Origin of the sequence: Pararhizobium gei (assembly GCF_029223885.1) — a bacterium.
Classification (GTDB): domain Bacteria; phylum Pseudomonadota; class Alphaproteobacteria; order Rhizobiales; family Rhizobiaceae; genus Pararhizobium; species Pararhizobium gei.
The window spans coordinates 2270497-2287732 of record NZ_CP119409.1; the positions used below are offsets into that span (position 1 = coordinate 2270497).

Consider the following 17236-nt stretch of genomic DNA (forward strand, 5'->3'; position numbering starts at 1 on the left):
TGGTGCCTATTTATAGCTTGAAGGAAGAGACCTGTGCGATCAACGCGGATAGGTCTAGGTTGCTCGCCTCGTCTGCATCCCGCAGACCCTTGTGACCGTGCGAGGCGACCGCGACGGCTTGCGACTTGGAAAACCCTAAATCCCTTAGGACGTTCTCCATGTCGCGAATTGTTGGAACCCCGCCCTTAGCGAGCAGAGATTTCACTGTGTCGATACGCGCCTCATCGTTGGCGGGGAATGAGACAACGGAGACCTCCTCCACCTGCAACTCGTTCAGGTAGTTGACGCCCGTAACCGGATCGACCCATGAATTTTTGATGAAGTAACCGATCGAAAGTCCGGTGACCGCTTTAGCGCGCATCAACGCGTAGGCTTCTTTCGCGCGCGCAACCTCATCGACAAGTAGTACCCCTTCTACGTACAGGCCCTTATCGTCTTCTTCGGCTCTGGTGAAAACGCCTATGGGTTCATCTTTGCGATGCATCCAGAGAATCGGGATGGGGTTGGTCCGGGCCGCAAGAGACTTGGAAAACGCACCTCTGACAACGACGTCGTTCACTCGGTCGATGTTGCCGAAGACACTGCCATGCCCGCTAAACGTGCCATCTTCGGCGACCGACTTAATTGACCAATCAAAGTCACTGATTTTGAACATTTCGGCCTCCTGTGATCTGACCGAGAATTTGGAGCGGGCTCAACGCGGTTTGAACCGTCAGATCGTCGCCGCCTGGCTTCGGCGGAAGGTTGAGTTCCGCCCTGCCCTCGTTTCGCGTCATCAGACCGTTCTGGGTCAATGTGGATAGGTACGCCGCGCGCGCCGCACTGTCGGTGCGGATCAGCTGGCCACGGCCGAAATCAGCGATGTATCGGCCGCGCTCGCCGGGCTTGAGCAGTTGCTTCACCACCCGCTTTTCAATGCGGGACATGAGCGGGTCGAGACCGACGGCGAGCCATTGCAGATAGGTGGATTCGATGCCACTCCCCCAGGCCGTCGTGCCCTCAGCGGCGTGGCCAACAACGATTGGCGGGACACCAAAGAGCCGGCAAATCTGCTCTACGCTGAATCTGCGACTCTGAAGCATTTGCATGGCCTCGGGGTCGAGGCTGATGGTTTCCCACTTGACGCCGGCCTCCAGAAGCATCGCCTTCCCAGCGTTTGAACTGGAGCGATATCGCTCGAGGAGTTCCTGCATCTGCACGCGCTGTTCGTCTGTGAGTTCGCCCTCTGTTGTGAATATGCCGCTCGGCATCATGCCGTTAGACAGCACCTTGCCGGCTGTTTCGTCGGCGGCCATGGCGGCGCCAAGGAATTGCGCGCCGTAGGCGATGGGAGAAAGCCCCATATCGCCGCCGAATCCGAAACCACGGATATGAAGGATGTCGTCCGGCCCGACGTCGAACGCCTGATTTCGATGGGTGAAGCGATATCGCAGATTCCAATTTGCATCCCGGACCACTGTCACGATATCGGCGGGGACGAGGTTGAGCGCGACTATGCGATCACCAAAGCGGTCGATGAGCGCGAACGCATTGCCCCTTGCCAACAGCCATGCGGCGACAGCAGACCAGAATTCCGCCGCTGTTTGGTCGGCGTTCGGGCTTTCCAGCAGGCCGGCGACGGCATGATCCGTCGGTTTCCGCGATCCATCCGGCGCCGTTTCATAGAGCCTAAAAGGCAGGTTTCCGATTGCTTCGGCAGAGGCACGGATGCAGGCCCATGCCGCGTCGAGTTGCAGTGTTGATACATCCGTGACGGACTTGCCGGCAGCACTGGGGGCGCCGTAGAATCCTTGCCAAGGCGTGGCGTCGGTCAAGCCGAACTTGCGGCCCAACCATTGTTTCCATGTGGCCATAGGGCCTCCCTAGAGTAGCATGACGGGCTTGCGTAGCATCCCGGCGAGAGATGGTTTTTTCGGCGGCGGCTCATAGGATTTCGCGGCACCCATCGCCATCACGAGGGCAACGGCGCCGTCGATGCGCACCGGGCCAAGGCGGTTGCTTTTTTCTTTGTCGAGCATTGGATTGTCGGACTTGTCACGCGAGACAATCGCGCCGGCCACGGATGCCGTTAGAACCGGATTTGAAGGCTGAAGGAGGCGCGCGGTCATTGCTGTCTCGGCAACGAACTCAATTGCGGGGGCCATCACTTTCGAATGGCCCTGCCCAAACGGGTCCATGGGCAAGGAAATGCCGATTTCTGCTAAGTCCTTTTTGAGGAACTCAATGTGCCACTTGTCGAAATTGATTGTGCGGACTTCGAATTCTTGGCAGATCGCGACCAGATCGCGGGCAATGATGGCGGTTGTGACGACATCGCCCGCGACCATTGTCATATGCCCCTGCCCGATCCACTCCCGAAACCGTGCCTGTTCGGCCGGCGTTCGCTGTGCCATCCTTCCCTCCGGTGTCCAAAAGAAGGGCAGAATTTCGTAGCGAGATGGGATATCGTCGGACGGGAATGCCAGAACAAGCGCCGTGAGGTCGTTCTTCCCTGCGAGGTCGAGGCCAGCAAATGCCACCCGCCCCTTCAGCGCAGCGCGATCTATCAGGGCCGCGCAATCCTTCCAGACCGAAGCGGTTACCAGGCGGGCGTCGGACCGGGTATCGATGCGCTGATTGAGACGGAGGCGACGGTATGATGCCTCAAAGGCCGGCATGCGGCGGGCGCGGTCACGGGCGTTCCGTAGCGCTTCCAGGTCAAGATAAGTTCCCCATGCGGGATTGGCGAGCTTGATAGTCTCGTCATCCCAAGGGTCAGCATCGCGGGGCGCCTCGTGGATCATGAGGAAGGTACGTGGATCGTCGGTCGCCTTGGCGTCATCAATTAATTTGGAAAGAGGATGGTCGTCAGACTCCGCCTGCGTTGAAAGGATCACTCCGAACGTATGAGTTCGCTTGCCATCGGACTCGAGAAGCACCTCCAGCAGCTTGCCGTCTTTGGCCTCTCCCAACTCGTCGTATGCCCAGAAGGTCGGGGCCAAGCCCTGAGCACCGGAAGCGTCGGCGCTGAGTGCCTCGAATGTGGAATCCTTTCCGTCGCCATCGAGCACAAGCATCTTTTTGTGAAAGTCTGTGACGTTGATGCGCTCATCAAAGTCAGGGACGCGGCGAACGATCGCCTTCATTTCTTCGAAGACGACACCGGCTTTCCCGCGGTCAATCGATGCAGAAAAGACGGCGCCGCGCTCTTCCGCAAGCGGCCCTATCAGGGCGGCTAGGCATAGACCGGCGACCAAGCCGGACTTTCCATTGCCTTTTGCCTGGCTGATGATTGCAGTCTTGACGATGAAGCGTCCCTTTTTGTCGGTTGCAAACACCCCCTCGACGAACTCACGCTGCGCCGGGATCAACCGCATTTTCTTTCCGGCAAGGCGGCCCTTGGTGACCGGAAGGTTTTCGAGAAAGGCAATGACCTGTTCGGCTTTGGAGAGACCTTTCCGCTTCCACGGTGGCCGCCGTTTGCGTTTCGGCTTCTCCACCTGGCCGGGTGGGGTCAGAACGCGCTTACGAGGGCGCGCACCTGGTCCGCGTGCGCCCATTTGCACCTCCAAAAACTCAGCGATTTCAGTGATTTGGAGTTTAAGAATCGAAACTAATTCTACGGAAGAGACACCGAACCGGTCTTGTCGCCTCAGCGTCTTTGACTTTTGCCCCACCCCTCCCTCTCCGGGAAGGTCTCGTTCAACCTAAGGGTGGTCCAAAGGTGGCAAAACCGAAGACTCTATAGGCTCTATACAACCCTTAGGACTTGTCTGATGTCGTCCCGACAAGGACGAGCCCCTATTTGTAGAATGGATGGTTGGTGTCGATGGGCAGACCGTCCGAGCCGATGCGGGTGTCATATCCCCGCGCTTCGACGCCCTGCTTGATTTTATCGTGACAGGGTTTGCAAAGCGACTGCAGGTTTCCTCGATCAAAGAAGAGCCGACGGTCACCCCTATGTGGGCGGATGTGGTCCGCGATCGTCGCGGCACTCATCACCCCCGCCTGTCTGCAGAAGCGACACCACGGCTCAGCCTTTAGGCGCTGCGACCGCAGCTTCCACCATGCGCGCTCGCTATACCATCGGCGGTACTCAGCACGATCTGTCATTGTATTTCCTTGAAGGTGCCCCGGCCTCGACGGAAGGACCGGAGGCCGGGGCGGGACCGGGGCGCTTGGCACAGCGTTCACCGGCAAGGCCTGCTCACCCTTGCCACCGGGTTTGCGGGCCAGCATGATCGCGGGAACCTGGCAGAAACCGCGATCAATTCTATCGTTTCAAGCGCAACAGAAGCGCGGCAGCAATCAGTTCGGACAGCCTGTCGAGGCCGACGGCTTCCAGCACCTCATCCGGCGCTGCGCCTCGTGCGCCGATTTCGATCATAGATCGGATGACGGTCACATTCTTCTGGTCCAAACCCGCGAAGATGGTAGCCAACCATTCCGATCCGGCCTTGTTGTTCAACCGCTCAATGTCTCGAAAGGAGTAGCCGATGGCGGCGCCGGGGAGTTCGTCGATTGGAACGGCGAAGCGAGCCTGAAGACACCCAATTGACGCGGCGACGGCGACACGATCGCGAATCGACTCACCGGGCGGCATGTCTTCGAGAGATTTGAAAGAAAAGTTCAACATTCAGCCTGTCCTGTCCATCGTGTCGGAGATTTTCCCGGGAAGAGATCGATCATATTCAGACAGGCCAGCGCGCGTGACTGATACGGCCTGCTTGTGAGAGATCTCTTCGATGAAAGGCTTGATCTGGCCGTCAGCGTTTTTCGACCATCCCAACGTGATGTGCATGTCACGCGGCTGCGACATCGCTTGACGCCCACCGGCCGCCGCCCACGCGCCAGAGTCCTGCTCTCTCGGAGATGGCAGCGATGGGAGGCTTGCGGTCCCGACGTAACCGCCAGTCTCATAGCCTGGTTTGGTAGTCGCAAGGAACGAACCCAAACTGCCCGTTTCGAGGTAGTCCATAAGGGCGTAAAGGTTGCCAACACCCGCACGTTCCGTCGCCTTTTTTGTTAAGACGAACTCGCCTGCATGAACAACACCCTTCGGCTCGCTCTTCGCACCGTCTCCCGTGTAACCGCCTTCGTCAAAGCCCAGAAACTTTCCGAGCAAACCCGTTCCGCCGACACTACCACCGCCAAAAATTGAATCCAAAGCCCCGTCAAGCAGGGTGTCGGCGATGCGTGAGAGGGCATTTTTCAATGCGTCTGCCGCACTCGTGCCGCGTACCAGGTCGGTAATGAACCCCTTGGTGACGCCCTTCGCTATCTGCGCGAACTCCTGTGCTGCGCGCCGCAATTCTTGCTGAGATGTCGTCAGCGAGCGCGTTTGCTGTTCGGCCGCTGCCATCTGCGCAGCAAGCGCCTTCAGATTGGCGAGTTGTTCAGGCGATAGCTCAAGCCCGGCTTGCCGCGCCTCGTTTAGAAGATCCTGCTCATGTTTTAGACGAGATGCTGCCTCCGACGTCATGCCCAAGGCTGATTGTTCGACACCTTGACTGGCAACGAACGCATTCGCTTTGGCAATCATCTCGTCGTAGATTTTGACCCTGTCGGCCGCTTTTTCGCGAGCGTCCACTATGCCGCTGTCAAGGCCCGGCATCGCAACGGATGTTTGGTCGAAGGCGCCTCGGATGGTCTCGTCGCCAACGTTGCGCAGACCCTCCCATTCGTTCCGCAGGCCGGCCGGATCGTTGCCACGCTGGCGCAAAAGTTGCTCTGCAAGACGATCCTGTGTCGCCGCGTCAAAGGTATCGGAACCGGACAGTCCTAGCCGATCGCGCAGGCCGCGCAACGTCGTGCGCGTGATCTGGTATCGGCCGAGGGCGGATGAGTTGAAGGTGTTCGAAGGATCCGCGAGCATCTTCGTCTGAAGTGCATCGATGTCGTCGAGGCTCATAAGAACGAGGTTTTTATCGCCGCCTGTGAACTTGCCGTAGCCCAGCGTTTCGTTGTAGCCCCGGCCCCGGTCCGTCCCTTCGGCCGCGCCAATCAGGTCGAGCATGCCTCCCTGTGCCGCGACAGTGTAATCGCGGGAATCGGCGCGGTCGCCCTGGTCGGCGGGCCGGTACAATGTACGGCGTCTGCCGTCATCATTATCCGGCCCAGGCGCGGGGCTCGCATCATTGAGCGCGCGCAGACGGCGGTTCTGTTCCTCGATGATCTTCCGCTCTTCGTCGGCGATCTTCGCCAGTTCGAGCTCAATTTCATGAATGCGGCCCATCGCCAGAGGGCCATCCTCGTTCCAGTAGAACGGGTTCGAACTGTCGCCGTTGGCGATCTGTGCTTTTTTGTTTTCCAGATCGACGCGGCGCAGACCGAGTTTCGCCTGTTGATCATCGAGCGTTCGGGTCTGCTGTTCTGGCAGTTTCTTGTAGGTATCCAGAAAGTCGTTCCATGCCGCCATGGCATCGACAATTGCAGCTTTGATGTTCGTGCTGATTGTCGTGGCGACGATGGCGAATTTCCGATTCACCTCTTCGGCCTTTCGAACCATCTCTTCGTCGAGGACGATGCCGAGATCGTTCGCCGCTTTGATTTGGTCGCGGATGCCCTTTTCGCCCAGGCTGATCAATTTCACGAATTGTTCGCCACCGGAACCGCCGAACACCTCGTCTGCTATACGGATCTGCGCCGCCTCATCGAGTTTTTGCAACTTGCCGATGATTTCGAGAAAAAGCTGATCCGGTTCCTTAAGCTTCTCGGCAAGGCTCACTGCGTTGTAGCCGAGCCGCTGGAACGATTCCCCCGACGATCCGGCGCCGGTCTTGATGAACTCGTCTGCGCGTAGCGAAAGTTCTTTCAGTCCGTCCGTCAAGGCATCGATGCCAATGCGATTTTGCTCCGCGACGAACTTTAACTGCTGAAATGCCCCGAACTTGACGCCGGCAATCTTGGCCTGGTCGCCCATTTCAAGGATGGACCTGGTGCTGTCGATCGCTGCCTCTCGTATGCCTTCGAGCGCGCCGACTCCCGCACCGACGGCGAGGCCGCCAACGATGGCCTTACCGAAACCGCCAAGACGGGCGGAGTTCGCCGCCATCGCGGAAGCGAAGCGCTGACCCGAATTGCCCATCTTGTCGAACGATCTCGTGGCTTGTGCTTCTGCCTGACGAAATGACCTGTTCGACCTTCGTTCAAAGCCGACGACGGCGACACCGGACTCGTTGAGCGCCTTTGTGAAGCGCTGCGGATCTGCGGTGATTTCGGCATGTATCGAGCCGACTCTTGCAGCCATTAAAACCTCCGAAATGTGATGGAGACAACAAAAAACCCGCCACTTTTCAGCGACGGGTTTTGATTCGGTGGATGCGGGTCCACGATTATTCGGCGTCAGAACTGACTCGGTTTTTCGAATGCGTCAACAGGGAAAATTAGCCGAGAAAACGCAACAACCTTATGAAATCGCGGGTATTTTAAAGCAGCGTTGACATTTTCCCGCGCCGAAGGAGGCTGAAACTTTTTGGTTCAGATTCTTTTTATCGTGGGAATTTCGCACAATAACAGGACCACTTTGCGGGGCTTAGTGTGCCTGTGAGGCACAATAAGCGTCACCATGGTGACGAAGTTACCAGCTGTGTTTAGCGAGCGCCTTTAAGAAATCCACACGTACCTCAACCGGCAACGTTCCGATATTCTTTCGCCAATATGCATCGGCCTCATCTGTGCTCGGATACCAGGGATTGAGCAATACAGTATCCCCTTTGTCTATCGCCCCGAAGGCGCCGCCAAGTTGCTTGTACTCACGAGCAAGTCTTTCGTGATCGTACTCCATTCCTTCCTCCCCTAAAATCAACGGATGTATTCTGCATGCAAAATCCCACCAAAGGTAGCAAATTACAAGATATAAATGTTTCCATCCGCAACCATTGTCACGGATGGAAACGTTTAAAGCAGGGCGGCGATATGTGCGGGTGTGTCATCCAGGAATTTGTGCTCCCCTAAGAACGCCCTTTGCTCCCTGAAGAGAGCGAGCGATCCCTGCGACGTATCGCCATCTCGTTCCGCTATCCTCATCTGTGTGTGCTTCCACCAGACACCACGCGGCGCGACGATGTTCTTGTATTCTTTGCCCCCAGGGGAAAGCATCGCGCGGACATATGAATCGGTTCTCACCCAATGCTTTGGCGTTCTTGGATCTGAACTTCTGTACCGCGTGGATCCGTCTGTTTTGACTCGTGCCGCACCATAGCTGGTCGGGTCGTAGAGATTAAAGAAAACCCTCGTGCCGCCAACGGACTCGGATTGAAACCAACTCCAATCCGTCATTCTCGTCAGCACTTTGTGCGCGGCCCGCAACACGGAAACTCGATGCTTTTTCTCAATCCTGTTGAGGCCCGGATATACCCGGTCTATGAGATCATCGACCGAATATGCCCATTCGGGGGCCTCATTAAATACCGCTTCGATTGCACGTTCGATCTTTCCGGGCCCTCGACTCACTTTCCGTTCTCCTTCCGTTCCTATCTTTTTCTGATTTCATGCTTCACAGACTGCGATTTGGCCCCTCCGATGATGGATGTGCACCGGAGAGACCGAGAACCGCGTCAGCGGGCCGCTATGGCTGTTTAAGCTCTTCGCGGGCCGTCATCCCATTCGGTCGGCCGCGGCGACTGGTTCGCGCGCGCGGCGTTCTTTTGCATCTCGGCTTGCACTGCGTCATGGAGGGCCTGTACCTCTGCCGCTATTTCCTCCTGGCTCAGTCCCCGCTTGGTGAGTTCGTCTATCAAGTTCTTCTGAACAAGTTTCCAGTAGGATTGCCGCTGATCGTACGTCTTTCGACTCTCCAACTTCTCGGCGATGTGGCGAGCCTTTCCGATTCGTGCTGCGATGGGAAAGACAATCACCTGACATGGGGGTGGCCGGAAGTCGAAGCGAAGCAGCGGGGTGTCATCTTCTTTTTTCATGCCAATCTCCTTTCCCTTGCTATTTCTCGTGGAACTTCGGAACCCTGAGGTCCGGTAGGACCGAAGGAGAGGTCTTTCGCAGAAAGATCTCGCGCCGCAGGCGCCTTACCTCTCGCCACAGCCGCAACAGGTTTAAATTCGCAGGTTCCTTTCTCAGGTTCTGGGGTTGAATTCTCGACCCCCCACCCGTCGAGATTTCGCCCCCCCGCCCCGTCGGTATTTCGACCCCCTGTCTCCAGTGCAAGAACCAGAGCCTTGTCGATTTCAAACGTGTATTCGTTCGTCTTCCCAGGGCCTCTGGATTCTGTTGACAAAAGGCCCGCTTTGATGAGCGCGCGGATTCCGTCCTTGACCGTCGACTCGGGCTTTCCCAGCGCCTTCATCATCTTCGGAACGGACGGGTAGCACCGCCCGCTTCGTCTATTGAGGAACTTTGCCGCCAGGAGCACACCGACGCTGATCGCGCTGGCAGGCAGGTTCGATACTGCCAAGCCAATGAGCCACGCGGTGACGTCCGAATTTGGGTAAGCAAAGTCTGCATCCGGCGCCTTCCGCTTTTCGAAGTTTTTGGTTATTGTCATGAAGACTTCCATGGATAGCCGGCCGATCCTGCTAGATCGCGCCGGCCGTTTTCTTGCCCGGTCAGGCGGAGGGGTTGAGCTTCGCCAAGACTCCGTCGAGCTTGTTCGCCAACACTTCTGCTAGTGCCGCTCGTTTCTCGCTCGGGATGTAAAGGGCTGCTTCCATCAGCGCCTCAGTAAAGGCTATAGCCCCCAGCGCCTCCCCCATTTTCTCGGTGTCGATCGGGCGATTGCCCTCAATCGTGTCGCGCACGATAGCTTCGAGGTTACCAACATTCTTTGCCGCGGCCATCATGCTGCGCACTCCTCCTCTTCATCGAGGTATGGCACGCGCTCAAAATGGCTGTATCGTCTGATAGGGCTCGATGCCCGGACCGTGGTGTCCGCGCCGAAAGTAAACCCGTTGCCGTCGGGTGTGCTGATTTCAACAGCGCCCGCCCAGCCAAGAGCCGAGATCGAGTGCATCACCTCAAGGGTGATCACGTCCTCACCGACGCCGAACTGGTCAGCAATTTCGTGCTCCAGGAAGCAGTAGTTCACCTCGGTCGTGCGGGCGGCGATGTACCCGAGAACGGCGGCCAGAATATCGGCCTTGTGTTGTCGGTCGGAAACGGTGGAAGGTGTGGGGGTTTGGGTCATGCTGCCTCCTCCTTTCGGGAAAAAAGTGCTTCGATCTCTTCGGCGCGCCAACGGGAGGTGCGGCCGTTCTTTAGGGGTTCGGGTAATTCGCCGCGTCGCACTTTGAGATACACAGACCGGCGTGTTAGCTGAAGCATCTCGGCGATGTCATCAGCGGTCAAAAGTTTTGTCATGCGAGTTCACTCAGTAGGGATTCCACGCGGGAGCGAGCCGAAGGGCGGATCGCCTCGCGGAATTCATTTTCTAAACGGGTGAGGAGCGGCTCAGCTGCGGGGCAGACGTCAACGACGTCCGCGGCAAGCAGCAGCAACCGTTCAAGACGCTTTCGCGTCTCTGCAGTGTTAGGGATGGATGGCAATCATATGCCGAAAGCAAGGAGACCGGCGCAGCGCCTAGTCGTAATGGTGAATGCAAGGCCCAAAAGAGCCTCGGAATTGCTTTGATGAATCACCTATTTCACAAGAATGATGAGAAGTCAAAGGAATGTTAAGCATTATGCGAGAAATTTGAGTAGCCCACATATCGGCATACATTTTCAGGTACATGGATAGCGGGTCAGATCCAAAATTCCATAGTAACTATTTGAACTTCATGTGTATTTTTTAAAACGCAGGTTCGATATGCAGTCCGGCCCGGGGAGCCAGATTTTGAAAGGGTTGTGCCTTTGGGTGCGGCCCTTTTTTCTGTCATGCTGAAGCTGGCCTTCGCTCCGCTCCCAGTCTATCGCGCTTCCCGTAAAAGCGCGATTTATAATCTTTTTCTGCGAAACTTTTGAAGTCGCCGTTCCGTTCATGTGGCATATTTCAAAGGGCATAGACGGCTTCATATGAGTGTTGAGCATGCTTCTTCCGATGGTCCGGTGATCGTCTGGTTCCGCAAGGACCTGCGTCTTGATGACAATCATGCACTTCATGCCGCGGCAGGCTCGGGTCGTCCCGTGGTTCCTGTTTACATCAGGGAGCCGTTCGAAAGCGGCAACGGTCCGCTGGGACCCGCCCAGGCGTGGTGGCTTCATCATTCTCTCACAGAACTGAGCGAGCGCCTTGCGGAGCGCGGCAGCCGCCTGTTGCTCCTTTCGGGCTCGCCTCAGGCACTCCTGGTGGATCTCGCACGCAGGACGAACGCCTCGGCGGTGTTCTGGAATCGCAGATATGACCCAAAAGGCATAGCCGTCGACGAACCGATAAAAAAAACCATGGCCGCGGTGGAGACAAAAAGCTTCTCCGGGCAGTTGCTGCACGAGCCGTCTCGTCTGAAGACTGGCTCGGGAACGCCCTTTAGGGTCTACACGCCCTTCTGGCGCGCGCTCGAAGCGGCGGGCGAGCCGGATGAGCCTCTCGGCGCTCCATCCACCTTGAGGGCGCCGTCCGCGTGGCCGCGAGGGGAGAATCTGGCTGACTGGGATCTGCTTCCTATGAAGCCGAACTGGGCAAGCCAGTTCGGGGAGATATGGCGTCCGGGCGAAACAGCGGCGCTCGAGCGGCTGCAGAGTTTCATCGAAGACGGTCTGTCGGGCTATGCGACCGACCGCAACCGCCCGGACAGGGACGGCACATCGCGGCTTTCGCCGCATCTGGCGATGGGCGAAATTTCCCCGGCCCGGATCTGGCATGCAACCCGAAATCTGCAGGGCGTGGGTGCCGACGATCTCGTGACCTTTCGCAAGGAACTTGCCTGGCGCGATTTTTCCTACCACCTCCTGTTTCACAACCCGGACCTGCCGGACAGAAACCTGAACCGGAAATATGACGGTCTGGAATGGCGACAGGACGGCGATGAACAGTTCCGGCTCTGGACCAAAGGGCGGACCGGTTATCCGATTGTCGATGCCGGCATGCGTCAGCTCTGGCGCCATGGCACGATGCATAACCGTGTGCGGATGATCGTCGCCTCCTTTTTGATCAAGGACCTCCTGATCGACTGGCGGCGCGGAGAAGCCTGGTTCAGGGAAACGCTTGTCGATGCCGATCCGGCATCCAATGCAGCGAGCTGGCAGTGGGTGGCGGGCACAGGCGCCGACGCCTCGCCGTTTTTCCGTGTCTTCAACCCGGTTCTGCAGGGCGAAAAATTCGATCCGGCAGGCGACTACGTCAAAACCTTTGTGCCGGAACTGCGTGCCATGCCGGCCAAATTCGTTCATCGCCCTTTCGACGCGCCGCAAGATGCTTTGGCGAAGGCGGGCATCACGCTCGGCAAAGACTATCCGAACCCTCTTGTCGACCACGCCGATGCGCGGCAGCGCGCGCTCAGCGCCTTTGGTGAAATCAAGGATATCGCATGAACGCCCATTTCACGAACAACCCGAAAGATCTGCCCGGAAGACGGCTGTCAGTCGCCATCATCGGCTCCGGCGTTTCGGGAAGCTCTGCCGCATGGGCGCTCAACTCTCTCCATGATGTGACGCTTTATGAAAAGGCAGATCGGCCCGGCGGTCATACGGCAACGGTCGATATCGATTACGACGGTGTCCCGGTTTCCGTCGACACCGGCTTTATCGTTTACAACGAGCCGAATTATCCCAACCTGACGTCATTGCTCGCCGAACTCGATGTTGCCACGCATCCAAGCGACATGAGCTTTTCCGTCTCGCTGGATCACGGACGGCTTGAATGGAGCGGCGACAATCTGGCGACCGTCTTTGCACAGAAGCGAAACCTCTTGCGCCCTTCCTTCCTGTTGATGCTGAAGGAAATACTACGCTTTAACCGGCTCTGCCTGGCAGATCGCAGTGCCGGCCGGCTGGCCGACATGTCGATCGGCGACTATCTCGACTGGCGCGGCTTTTCACCCGGGTTCACCAATAATTATCTGACGCCTATGGCGGCGGCCATCTGGTCTTCGCCGACGGCGAAAATGCTCGATTTTCCGGCCGAGCGCTTCATCCAGTTCTTCGAAAATCACCGTCTGGTTCACAGGACGCCGCATCCATGGCGCACGGTGACCGGCGGCAGCCGCAATTATCTGGAAAAACTGCTGGCGCCGCTGGGCGATCGTCTGAAGCTCGGATGCGGCGTGCATTCCGTTATCAGGCAGGACGGAAAGGTTCTGATCACCGATGAACACCGCGTCGTCCGCAGATACGACAAGGTCATCATCGCCACCCACAGCGACCAGTCTCTGGCCGTGCTGACCGATGCGTCACCGCAGGAAAAATCCGTACTTGCCAGTGTGCCCTACCACCCCAATCGCGTCATTCTGCATCGTGACGAATCCCTGATGCCCCAACGCCGGAAGTGCTGGGCGTCCTGGAATTATCTGCGGTCGGCGAAGCCGTGCGGGGCGACTGGTGTAGCCGTGACCTACTGGATGAACCGGCTGCAGGGAATTCCCGCCCGGATGCCTCTGTTCGTGACCCTCAACCCTGAGCGGGAGCCGCATCCCTCCAAAGTCTTTGCCGAGTTCTCGTATGATCATCCGATGTTTGATACGGCCTCGCTCGCGGCCCAACACCGCTTGCAATCCCTGCAGGGGCTGAATGGTACTTATTTTGCAGGTGCCTGGACAGGCTACGGATTCCACGAGGATGGCCTTTCCTCTGGCCTTGCCGCAGCGGAGGCGCTGGGTGGTATCGTTCCGTGGCGCTCCCCGGCAACTGTGCCTTTCAAGGAGGCGGCCGAGTAATGGCTGCAAAATCTGGCAGTGATATGAAGAAAAACGGGCCGCCGCCGGCGGATGCTGCGGCGATTTATGCCGGTAAAGTCATGCATCAACGGATGAAGCCGGTGGGACACAGGTTCAGCTATGAGGTTTTCTCGCTGTTGATCGACCTTGATCGTCTCGCTGACGCAGACTCCCAGTCGCGGCTGTTTTCAGTCAACCGCCGTAACCTCCTGTCCTTCTACGAAGCTGACCATACGGGCGCTGTAAACGTTTCGTTGCGCGGCTACGCGAACGAACTGCTTGAGGGGGCGGGGCTGGCCACGACTGCTTCGCGTATTCTCCTGGTTTGCTACCCTCGCATCCTCGGATTCGTCTTCAACCCGCTGGCGGTCTATTACGCCTATGACGACCGCGGGCAACTGCTGGCATTGATATACGAGGTTCGCAACACATTCGGCGAGCGCCACACCTATGTCTGCCCGATCGAGGACGGAGAGCTGTCGGACGCCGGCGTCCGTCAGGATTGCGACAAGGTTTTTCACGTCTCTCCCTTCATTCCGATGGCGATGCGCTACAATTTCCGGATGCTGCCTCCGGGCGAGGATATTCGATGGCGCATTCTTGAAACGGACGCCGAAGGGCCGCTTTTGGCTGCGGTCTTTTCCGGCAGGAAACTGCCTTTGACGACAGCCGGAATCCTGCGGCTTGTGGCCCGTATTCCGCACCTGACCATTAAAATTCTCGCAGGGATCCACTGGGAGGCGTTGAAGTTGTGGTTGAAGGGCGTTCGCTTTATCGCCAGACCGCCCGCCCCTCAGCCCGTCAGCATCTGGAGCGGAGGATCTCTTCGGGAAGGCGGAGTTTCTGGTCATTTCGGCATTGGCGGCCGGGCAGAATGAGGTTATTTTGCGTTTGAGCAATGATTGTCGAGGATCTGTTGCATGAGTACAGCGAACACCTGCGAACCGGGCGACGCCGAACGGCTGTCAATTGAAAATCTGTCGCGCATCGTAGAAGGCCTGCCGGCAAAGGCTCAACTGCTTCTGCGCGGACTGGTTCACATGCAGGCCGGCTGTCTGAAGCTGACCTTGCCGGACGGTCGCACCGTTGTCATCAACGGTAAATCGCCTGGACCCAAGGCGTCAGTGACGCTTCACAACTGGAACCTGCCACAACGCGCGCTGACCGGCGGCACTATCGCTGTCGCCGAAAGCTACATGGATGGCGACTGGGACAGTGCGGATGTCGGCGCCTTTCTCGAGCTTTTTCTGGTCAATGCCGAGATCGGCCGCAATTTCCCGAATGGCGCGCGCGGCTTGCTGAGGCTTGTCGAAAAATTTCGCCATTGGATGAATACGAATACGAAGAGCGGGTCCAAGCGCAATATTTCCGCCCATTACGATCTCGGCAATGCCTTCTATAAGGAATGGCTCGACCCGACGATGACCTATTCTTCCGCTTTGTTTTCGACGGGCGCGAACGACCTTCAGTCGGCGCAGCGCGCCAAGTACAAGGCGCTTGCCGAGGCTGTCGGAATAAGGCCGGACCATCACGTGCTCGAAATCGGCTGCGGTTGGGGCGGTTTCGCCGAATATGCGGCAGGCGAGATCGGTTGCAAGGTAACCGGTCTGACCATCAGCAAGGAGCAACTGGCTTTCGCGACGGAGCGGATGGCGAAAGCCGGTCTGTCCGACAAAGTGGATCTCAAGTTTCAGGACTACCGCGATGAAACCGGGCGCTATGACCGGATCGTCTCCATCGAGATGTTCGAGGCCGTCGGCGAAAAATATTGGTCGGCCTATTTTTCCCAGCTTCAACGCTGCTTGAAACCCGGCGGCAAGGCAGGCCTTCAGATCATCACCATCAAGCCGGAAGCCTACCGGGAATATCGGGCGAACCCTGATTTCATTCAAAAATACGTCTTTCCCGGCGGAATGCTGCCGACCCGCGAGCATCTTGTGGAACTCGGACGCAAGGTGGGCTTCAGCATGAGCGGCGATTTCGGCTTCGGCCTCGACTATGCCCGCACATTGGCGGAGTGGCGCCAGCGCTTCCTCAGCGTCTGGGACAGGGTCGAGCCGCTCGGTTTCGATATCCGCTTCAAGCGTCTCTGGGAATTCTACCTGCATTACTGCGAAGCCGGTTTCCGGGCCCGGAATATCGACGTCAGACAGATCGTCTATGAATGACGCTGCCGCCCGCAGCGGCGCGCAACAGATCGAAAGCCGGCTCCTTTTCGCTTACGCGCTTCCGGCTATTCCTTTGGCGGCGCTCGGTCTGCCTCTTTACTCGCTGGTTCCCACCTACTACACCGAAACATTGGGTGTATCGATCGCATCGGCCGGCTGGGCAATTCTGATCGTTCGCCTGTTCGATGCAGTCACAGATCCGTTCGTCGGCTATGCAGCGGACAGGATCCGTCCGAAACTCGGCCGGCGACGGTTACTTTTCCTGCTTTCGATGCCATTGGCTGCCCTCTCTTCCTTGATGCTCTACTGGCCGGCCGATGGCGCCGGCGTCTGGTGGCTGGCGATCTGGGGTATGCTCACCTCGCTCGGTTTCACATTGGCTATTGTGCCCTACTCCGCCTGGGGCGCCGAACTCGTGCCCGACTATCACGGACGCACGCGGCTGACATCGTTGCGCGAGGGCCTGACGCTCGTCGGCACCTTGATCGCCATCGTTCTGCCCTTCGCCATCGGTTTCGAGCAGAAGGGATTTTCCGGGCTCGCTGTGTTGGGAGTTGTCGTGGCCGTGTTGCTTCTGGTGTTCGGCACTCTTGCCGTGCGCCTGGTCCCAGAACCTGTCGATCATACGAAAACCACCTTGCCGTTGAGGGACGCGCTTGCGGCCCTTGCCGGAAACCGACCCTTCCTGAGGCTCATCGCAGCGTTTTTCCTGAACGGCCTTGCCAACGGTATTCCGGCGACGCTGTTTCTCTATTTTGTCTCGGCGAGACTGGAACTGCCGGATATGCGTGGCCCTCTGCTGTTTTTGTATTTTCTCAGCGCCATCGCAGGCATTCCGGCCGCTGCTTTCTGTGCGCGCCGCCTGGGCAAGCACAGGGCCTGGTGTCTTGCGATGATTGCCGCCTGCGCCGTCTTTGCTTTTGCGCCGCTTCTGCCACCCGGTGGACTTCTACCCTTCGCCGCCATCTGCGTCATAACCGGCGTTCTTCTTGGCTTCGATCTCTCCATTCCGCCGTCGATCCAGGCGGATGTTATCGATGCCGACACCGCCGTCTCGGGCGATCAGCGCAGCGGATTTTATTTTGCAGCCTGGGGACTTGCCACGAAGCTTTCCCTGGCAGCCGGCGTCGGTTTGGTTTTCCCCTTGCTTGGCCTGCTGGGCTTCGATCCCACTGCGGGAAGCGACAACGGCGAAGCCTCGCTTTTCGCGTTAGCGGTGCTCTACGCCTGGATACCGGTTTGTCTCAAATTCACGGCCATCGTCTTGATGTGGAACTTCCCGCTAGATGAGGATGCCGTAGGCGCATTGACGAAACAAATCGGCAATTGA

Annotated in this window: 17 protein-coding genes; 5 read left to right on the forward strand and 12 right to left on the reverse strand. The window is 57.9% G+C overall.

Annotated features, from left to right (window positions below):
* Positions 1-10 precede the first annotated feature (10 nt).
* The 12 genes from PY308_RS11205 to PY308_RS22960 all read right to left on the reverse strand — a co-directional run bounded on the left by PY308_RS11205 (position 11) and on the right by PY308_RS22960 (position 10290).
* Complete coding sequence (locus PY308_RS11205) at positions 11-655, reverse strand: HK97 family phage prohead protease (RefSeq protein ID WP_275782439.1); 645 nt, start codon at positions 653-655, stop codon at positions 11-13.
* The gene (locus PY308_RS11210; RefSeq protein ID WP_275782441.1) at positions 639-1853 is read right to left on the reverse strand and encodes a phage portal protein; all 1215 of its coding nucleotides are present in this window, start codon (positions 1851-1853) and stop codon (positions 639-641) included. Before PY308_RS11210 ends, PY308_RS11205 begins: the two co-directional genes overlap by 17 nt.
* 9 nt (positions 1854-1862) lie before the next feature.
* A complete protein-coding gene (locus PY308_RS11215; RefSeq protein WP_338051065.1) occupies positions 1863-3539 on the reverse strand; it encodes a terminase TerL endonuclease subunit in 1677 nt (558 codons plus the stop codon).
* A 241-nt stretch (positions 3540-3780) separates the two neighbouring features.
* The gene (locus tag PY308_RS11220; protein WP_275782443.1) at positions 3781-4092 is read right to left on the reverse strand and encodes an HNH endonuclease; all 312 of its coding nucleotides are present in this window, start codon (positions 4090-4092) and stop codon (positions 3781-3783) included.
* 160 nt (positions 4093-4252) lie between these two features.
* On the reverse strand, positions 4253-4615 hold the full coding sequence (locus tag PY308_RS11225) for a hypothetical protein (RefSeq protein WP_275782445.1): 363 nt from the start codon (positions 4613-4615) through the stop codon (positions 4253-4255).
* On the reverse strand, positions 4616-7228 hold the full coding sequence (locus PY308_RS11230) for a hypothetical protein (RefSeq protein WP_275782447.1): 2613 nt from the start codon (positions 7226-7228) through the stop codon (positions 4616-4618).
* 330 nt (positions 7229-7558) lie between these two features.
* Positions 7559-7765, reverse strand: a complete 207-nt coding sequence (locus PY308_RS11235; RefSeq protein ID WP_275782449.1) for a hypothetical protein — start codon at positions 7763-7765, stop codon at positions 7559-7561.
* 793 nt (positions 7766-8558) lie between these two features.
* Entirely contained in the window at positions 8559-8897 is a 339-nt protein-coding gene (locus tag PY308_RS11240; RefSeq protein WP_275782451.1) for a DUF6074 family protein, read from the reverse strand.
* Positions 8894-9490, reverse strand: a complete 597-nt coding sequence (locus PY308_RS11245) for a helix-turn-helix domain-containing protein (protein WP_275782454.1) — start codon at positions 9488-9490, stop codon at positions 8894-8896. The genes PY308_RS11240 and PY308_RS11245 overlap by 4 nt, the downstream gene beginning before the upstream one ends.
* Before the next feature lie 49 nt (positions 9491-9539).
* Positions 9540-9773 (reverse strand): hypothetical protein, encoded by a 234-nt coding sequence (locus PY308_RS11250; RefSeq protein WP_275782456.1) that lies wholly within the window; start codon positions 9771-9773, stop codon positions 9540-9542.
* On the reverse strand, positions 9770-10117 hold the full coding sequence (locus PY308_RS11255; RefSeq protein ID WP_275782458.1) for a hypothetical protein: 348 nt from the start codon (positions 10115-10117) through the stop codon (positions 9770-9772). The genes PY308_RS11250 and PY308_RS11255 overlap by 4 nt, the downstream gene beginning before the upstream one ends.
* On the reverse strand, positions 10114-10290 hold the full coding sequence (locus PY308_RS22960; protein WP_350339833.1) for a helix-turn-helix transcriptional regulator: 177 nt from the start codon (positions 10288-10290) through the stop codon (positions 10114-10116). The genes PY308_RS11255 and PY308_RS22960 overlap by 4 nt, the downstream gene beginning before the upstream one ends.
* 653 nt (positions 10291-10943) lie before the next feature.
* Between PY308_RS22960 and PY308_RS11260 the strand changes: the two genes are divergently transcribed.
* From PY308_RS11260 to PY308_RS11280, 5 genes are read left to right on the forward strand one after another with little or no spacing between them, the layout of a single operon-like run.
* Complete coding sequence (locus PY308_RS11260; protein ID WP_275782460.1) at positions 10944-12398, forward strand: cryptochrome/photolyase family protein; 1455 nt, start codon at positions 10944-10946, stop codon at positions 12396-12398.
* Positions 12395-13738: an NAD(P)/FAD-dependent oxidoreductase gene (locus tag PY308_RS11265; RefSeq protein WP_275782461.1), complete on the forward strand. Its 1344-nt coding sequence runs from the start codon at positions 12395-12397 to the stop codon at positions 13736-13738. The genes PY308_RS11260 and PY308_RS11265 overlap by 4 nt, the downstream gene beginning before the upstream one ends.
* A complete protein-coding gene (locus PY308_RS11270; protein WP_275782463.1) occupies positions 13738-14616 on the forward strand; it encodes a DUF1365 domain-containing protein in 879 nt (292 codons plus the stop codon). The genes PY308_RS11265 and PY308_RS11270 overlap by 1 nt, the downstream gene beginning before the upstream one ends.
* Before the next feature lie 42 nt (positions 14617-14658).
* The gene (locus PY308_RS11275; protein ID WP_275782464.1) at positions 14659-15906 is read left to right on the forward strand and encodes an SAM-dependent methyltransferase; all 1248 of its coding nucleotides are present in this window, start codon (positions 14659-14661) and stop codon (positions 15904-15906) included.
* The gene (locus PY308_RS11280; RefSeq protein WP_275782466.1) at positions 15899-17236 is read left to right on the forward strand and encodes an MFS transporter; all 1338 of its coding nucleotides are present in this window, start codon (positions 15899-15901) and stop codon (positions 17234-17236) included. Before PY308_RS11275 ends, PY308_RS11280 begins: the two co-directional genes overlap by 8 nt.

Excerpts from the sequence above, each read along its gene's own strand:
- PY308_RS11260 (WP_275782460.1), top strand. The coding sequence starts at position 10,944 with ATGAGTGTTGAGCATGCTTCTTCCGATGGTCCGGTGATCGTCTGGTTC.
- PY308_RS11245 (WP_275782454.1), bottom strand. The coding sequence starts at position 9,490 with ATGGAAGTCTTCATGACAATAACCAAAAACTTCGAAAAGCGGAAGGCG.
- PY308_RS11230 (WP_275782447.1), bottom strand. The coding sequence starts at position 7,228 with ATGGCTGCAAGAGTCGGCTCGATACATGCCGAAATCACCGCAGATCCG.
- PY308_RS11270 (WP_275782463.1), top strand. The coding sequence starts at position 13,738 with ATGGCTGCAAAATCTGGCAGTGATATGAAGAAAAACGGGCCGCCGCCG.
- PY308_RS11220 (WP_275782443.1), bottom strand. The coding sequence starts at position 4,092 with ATGACAGATCGTGCTGAGTACCGCCGATGGTATAGCGAGCGCGCATGG.
- PY308_RS11240 (WP_275782451.1), bottom strand. The coding sequence starts at position 8,897 with ATGAAAAAAGAAGATGACACCCCGCTGCTTCGCTTCGACTTCCGGCCA.
- PY308_RS11210 (WP_275782441.1), bottom strand. The coding sequence starts at position 1,853 with ATGGCCACATGGAAACAATGGTTGGGCCGCAAGTTCGGCTTGACCGAC.
- PY308_RS11215 (WP_338051065.1), bottom strand. The coding sequence starts at position 3,539 with ATGGGCGCACGCGGACCAGGTGCGCGCCCTCGTAAGCGCGTTCTGACC.
- PY308_RS11205 (WP_275782439.1), bottom strand. The coding sequence starts at position 655 with ATGTTCAAAATCAGTGACTTTGATTGGTCAATTAAGTCGGTCGCCGAA.
- PY308_RS11265 (WP_275782461.1), top strand. The coding sequence starts at position 12,395 with ATGAACGCCCATTTCACGAACAACCCGAAAGATCTGCCCGGAAGACGG.
- PY308_RS11275 (WP_275782464.1), top strand. The coding sequence starts at position 14,659 with ATGAGTACAGCGAACACCTGCGAACCGGGCGACGCCGAACGGCTGTCA.
- PY308_RS11255 (WP_275782458.1), bottom strand. The coding sequence starts at position 10,117 with ATGACCCAAACCCCCACACCTTCCACCGTTTCCGACCGACAACACAAG.
- PY308_RS11235 (WP_275782449.1), bottom strand. The coding sequence starts at position 7,765 with ATGGAGTACGATCACGAAAGACTTGCTCGTGAGTACAAGCAACTTGGC.
- PY308_RS11250 (WP_275782456.1), bottom strand. The coding sequence starts at position 9,773 with ATGATGGCCGCGGCAAAGAATGTTGGTAACCTCGAAGCTATCGTGCGC.
- PY308_RS22960 (WP_350339833.1), bottom strand. The coding sequence starts at position 10,290 with ATGACAAAACTTTTGACCGCTGATGACATCGCCGAGATGCTTCAGCTA.
- PY308_RS11225 (WP_275782445.1), bottom strand. The coding sequence starts at position 4,615 with ATGTTGAACTTTTCTTTCAAATCTCTCGAAGACATGCCGCCCGGTGAG.
- PY308_RS11280 (WP_275782466.1), top strand. The coding sequence starts at position 15,899 with ATGAATGACGCTGCCGCCCGCAGCGGCGCGCAACAGATCGAAAGCCGG.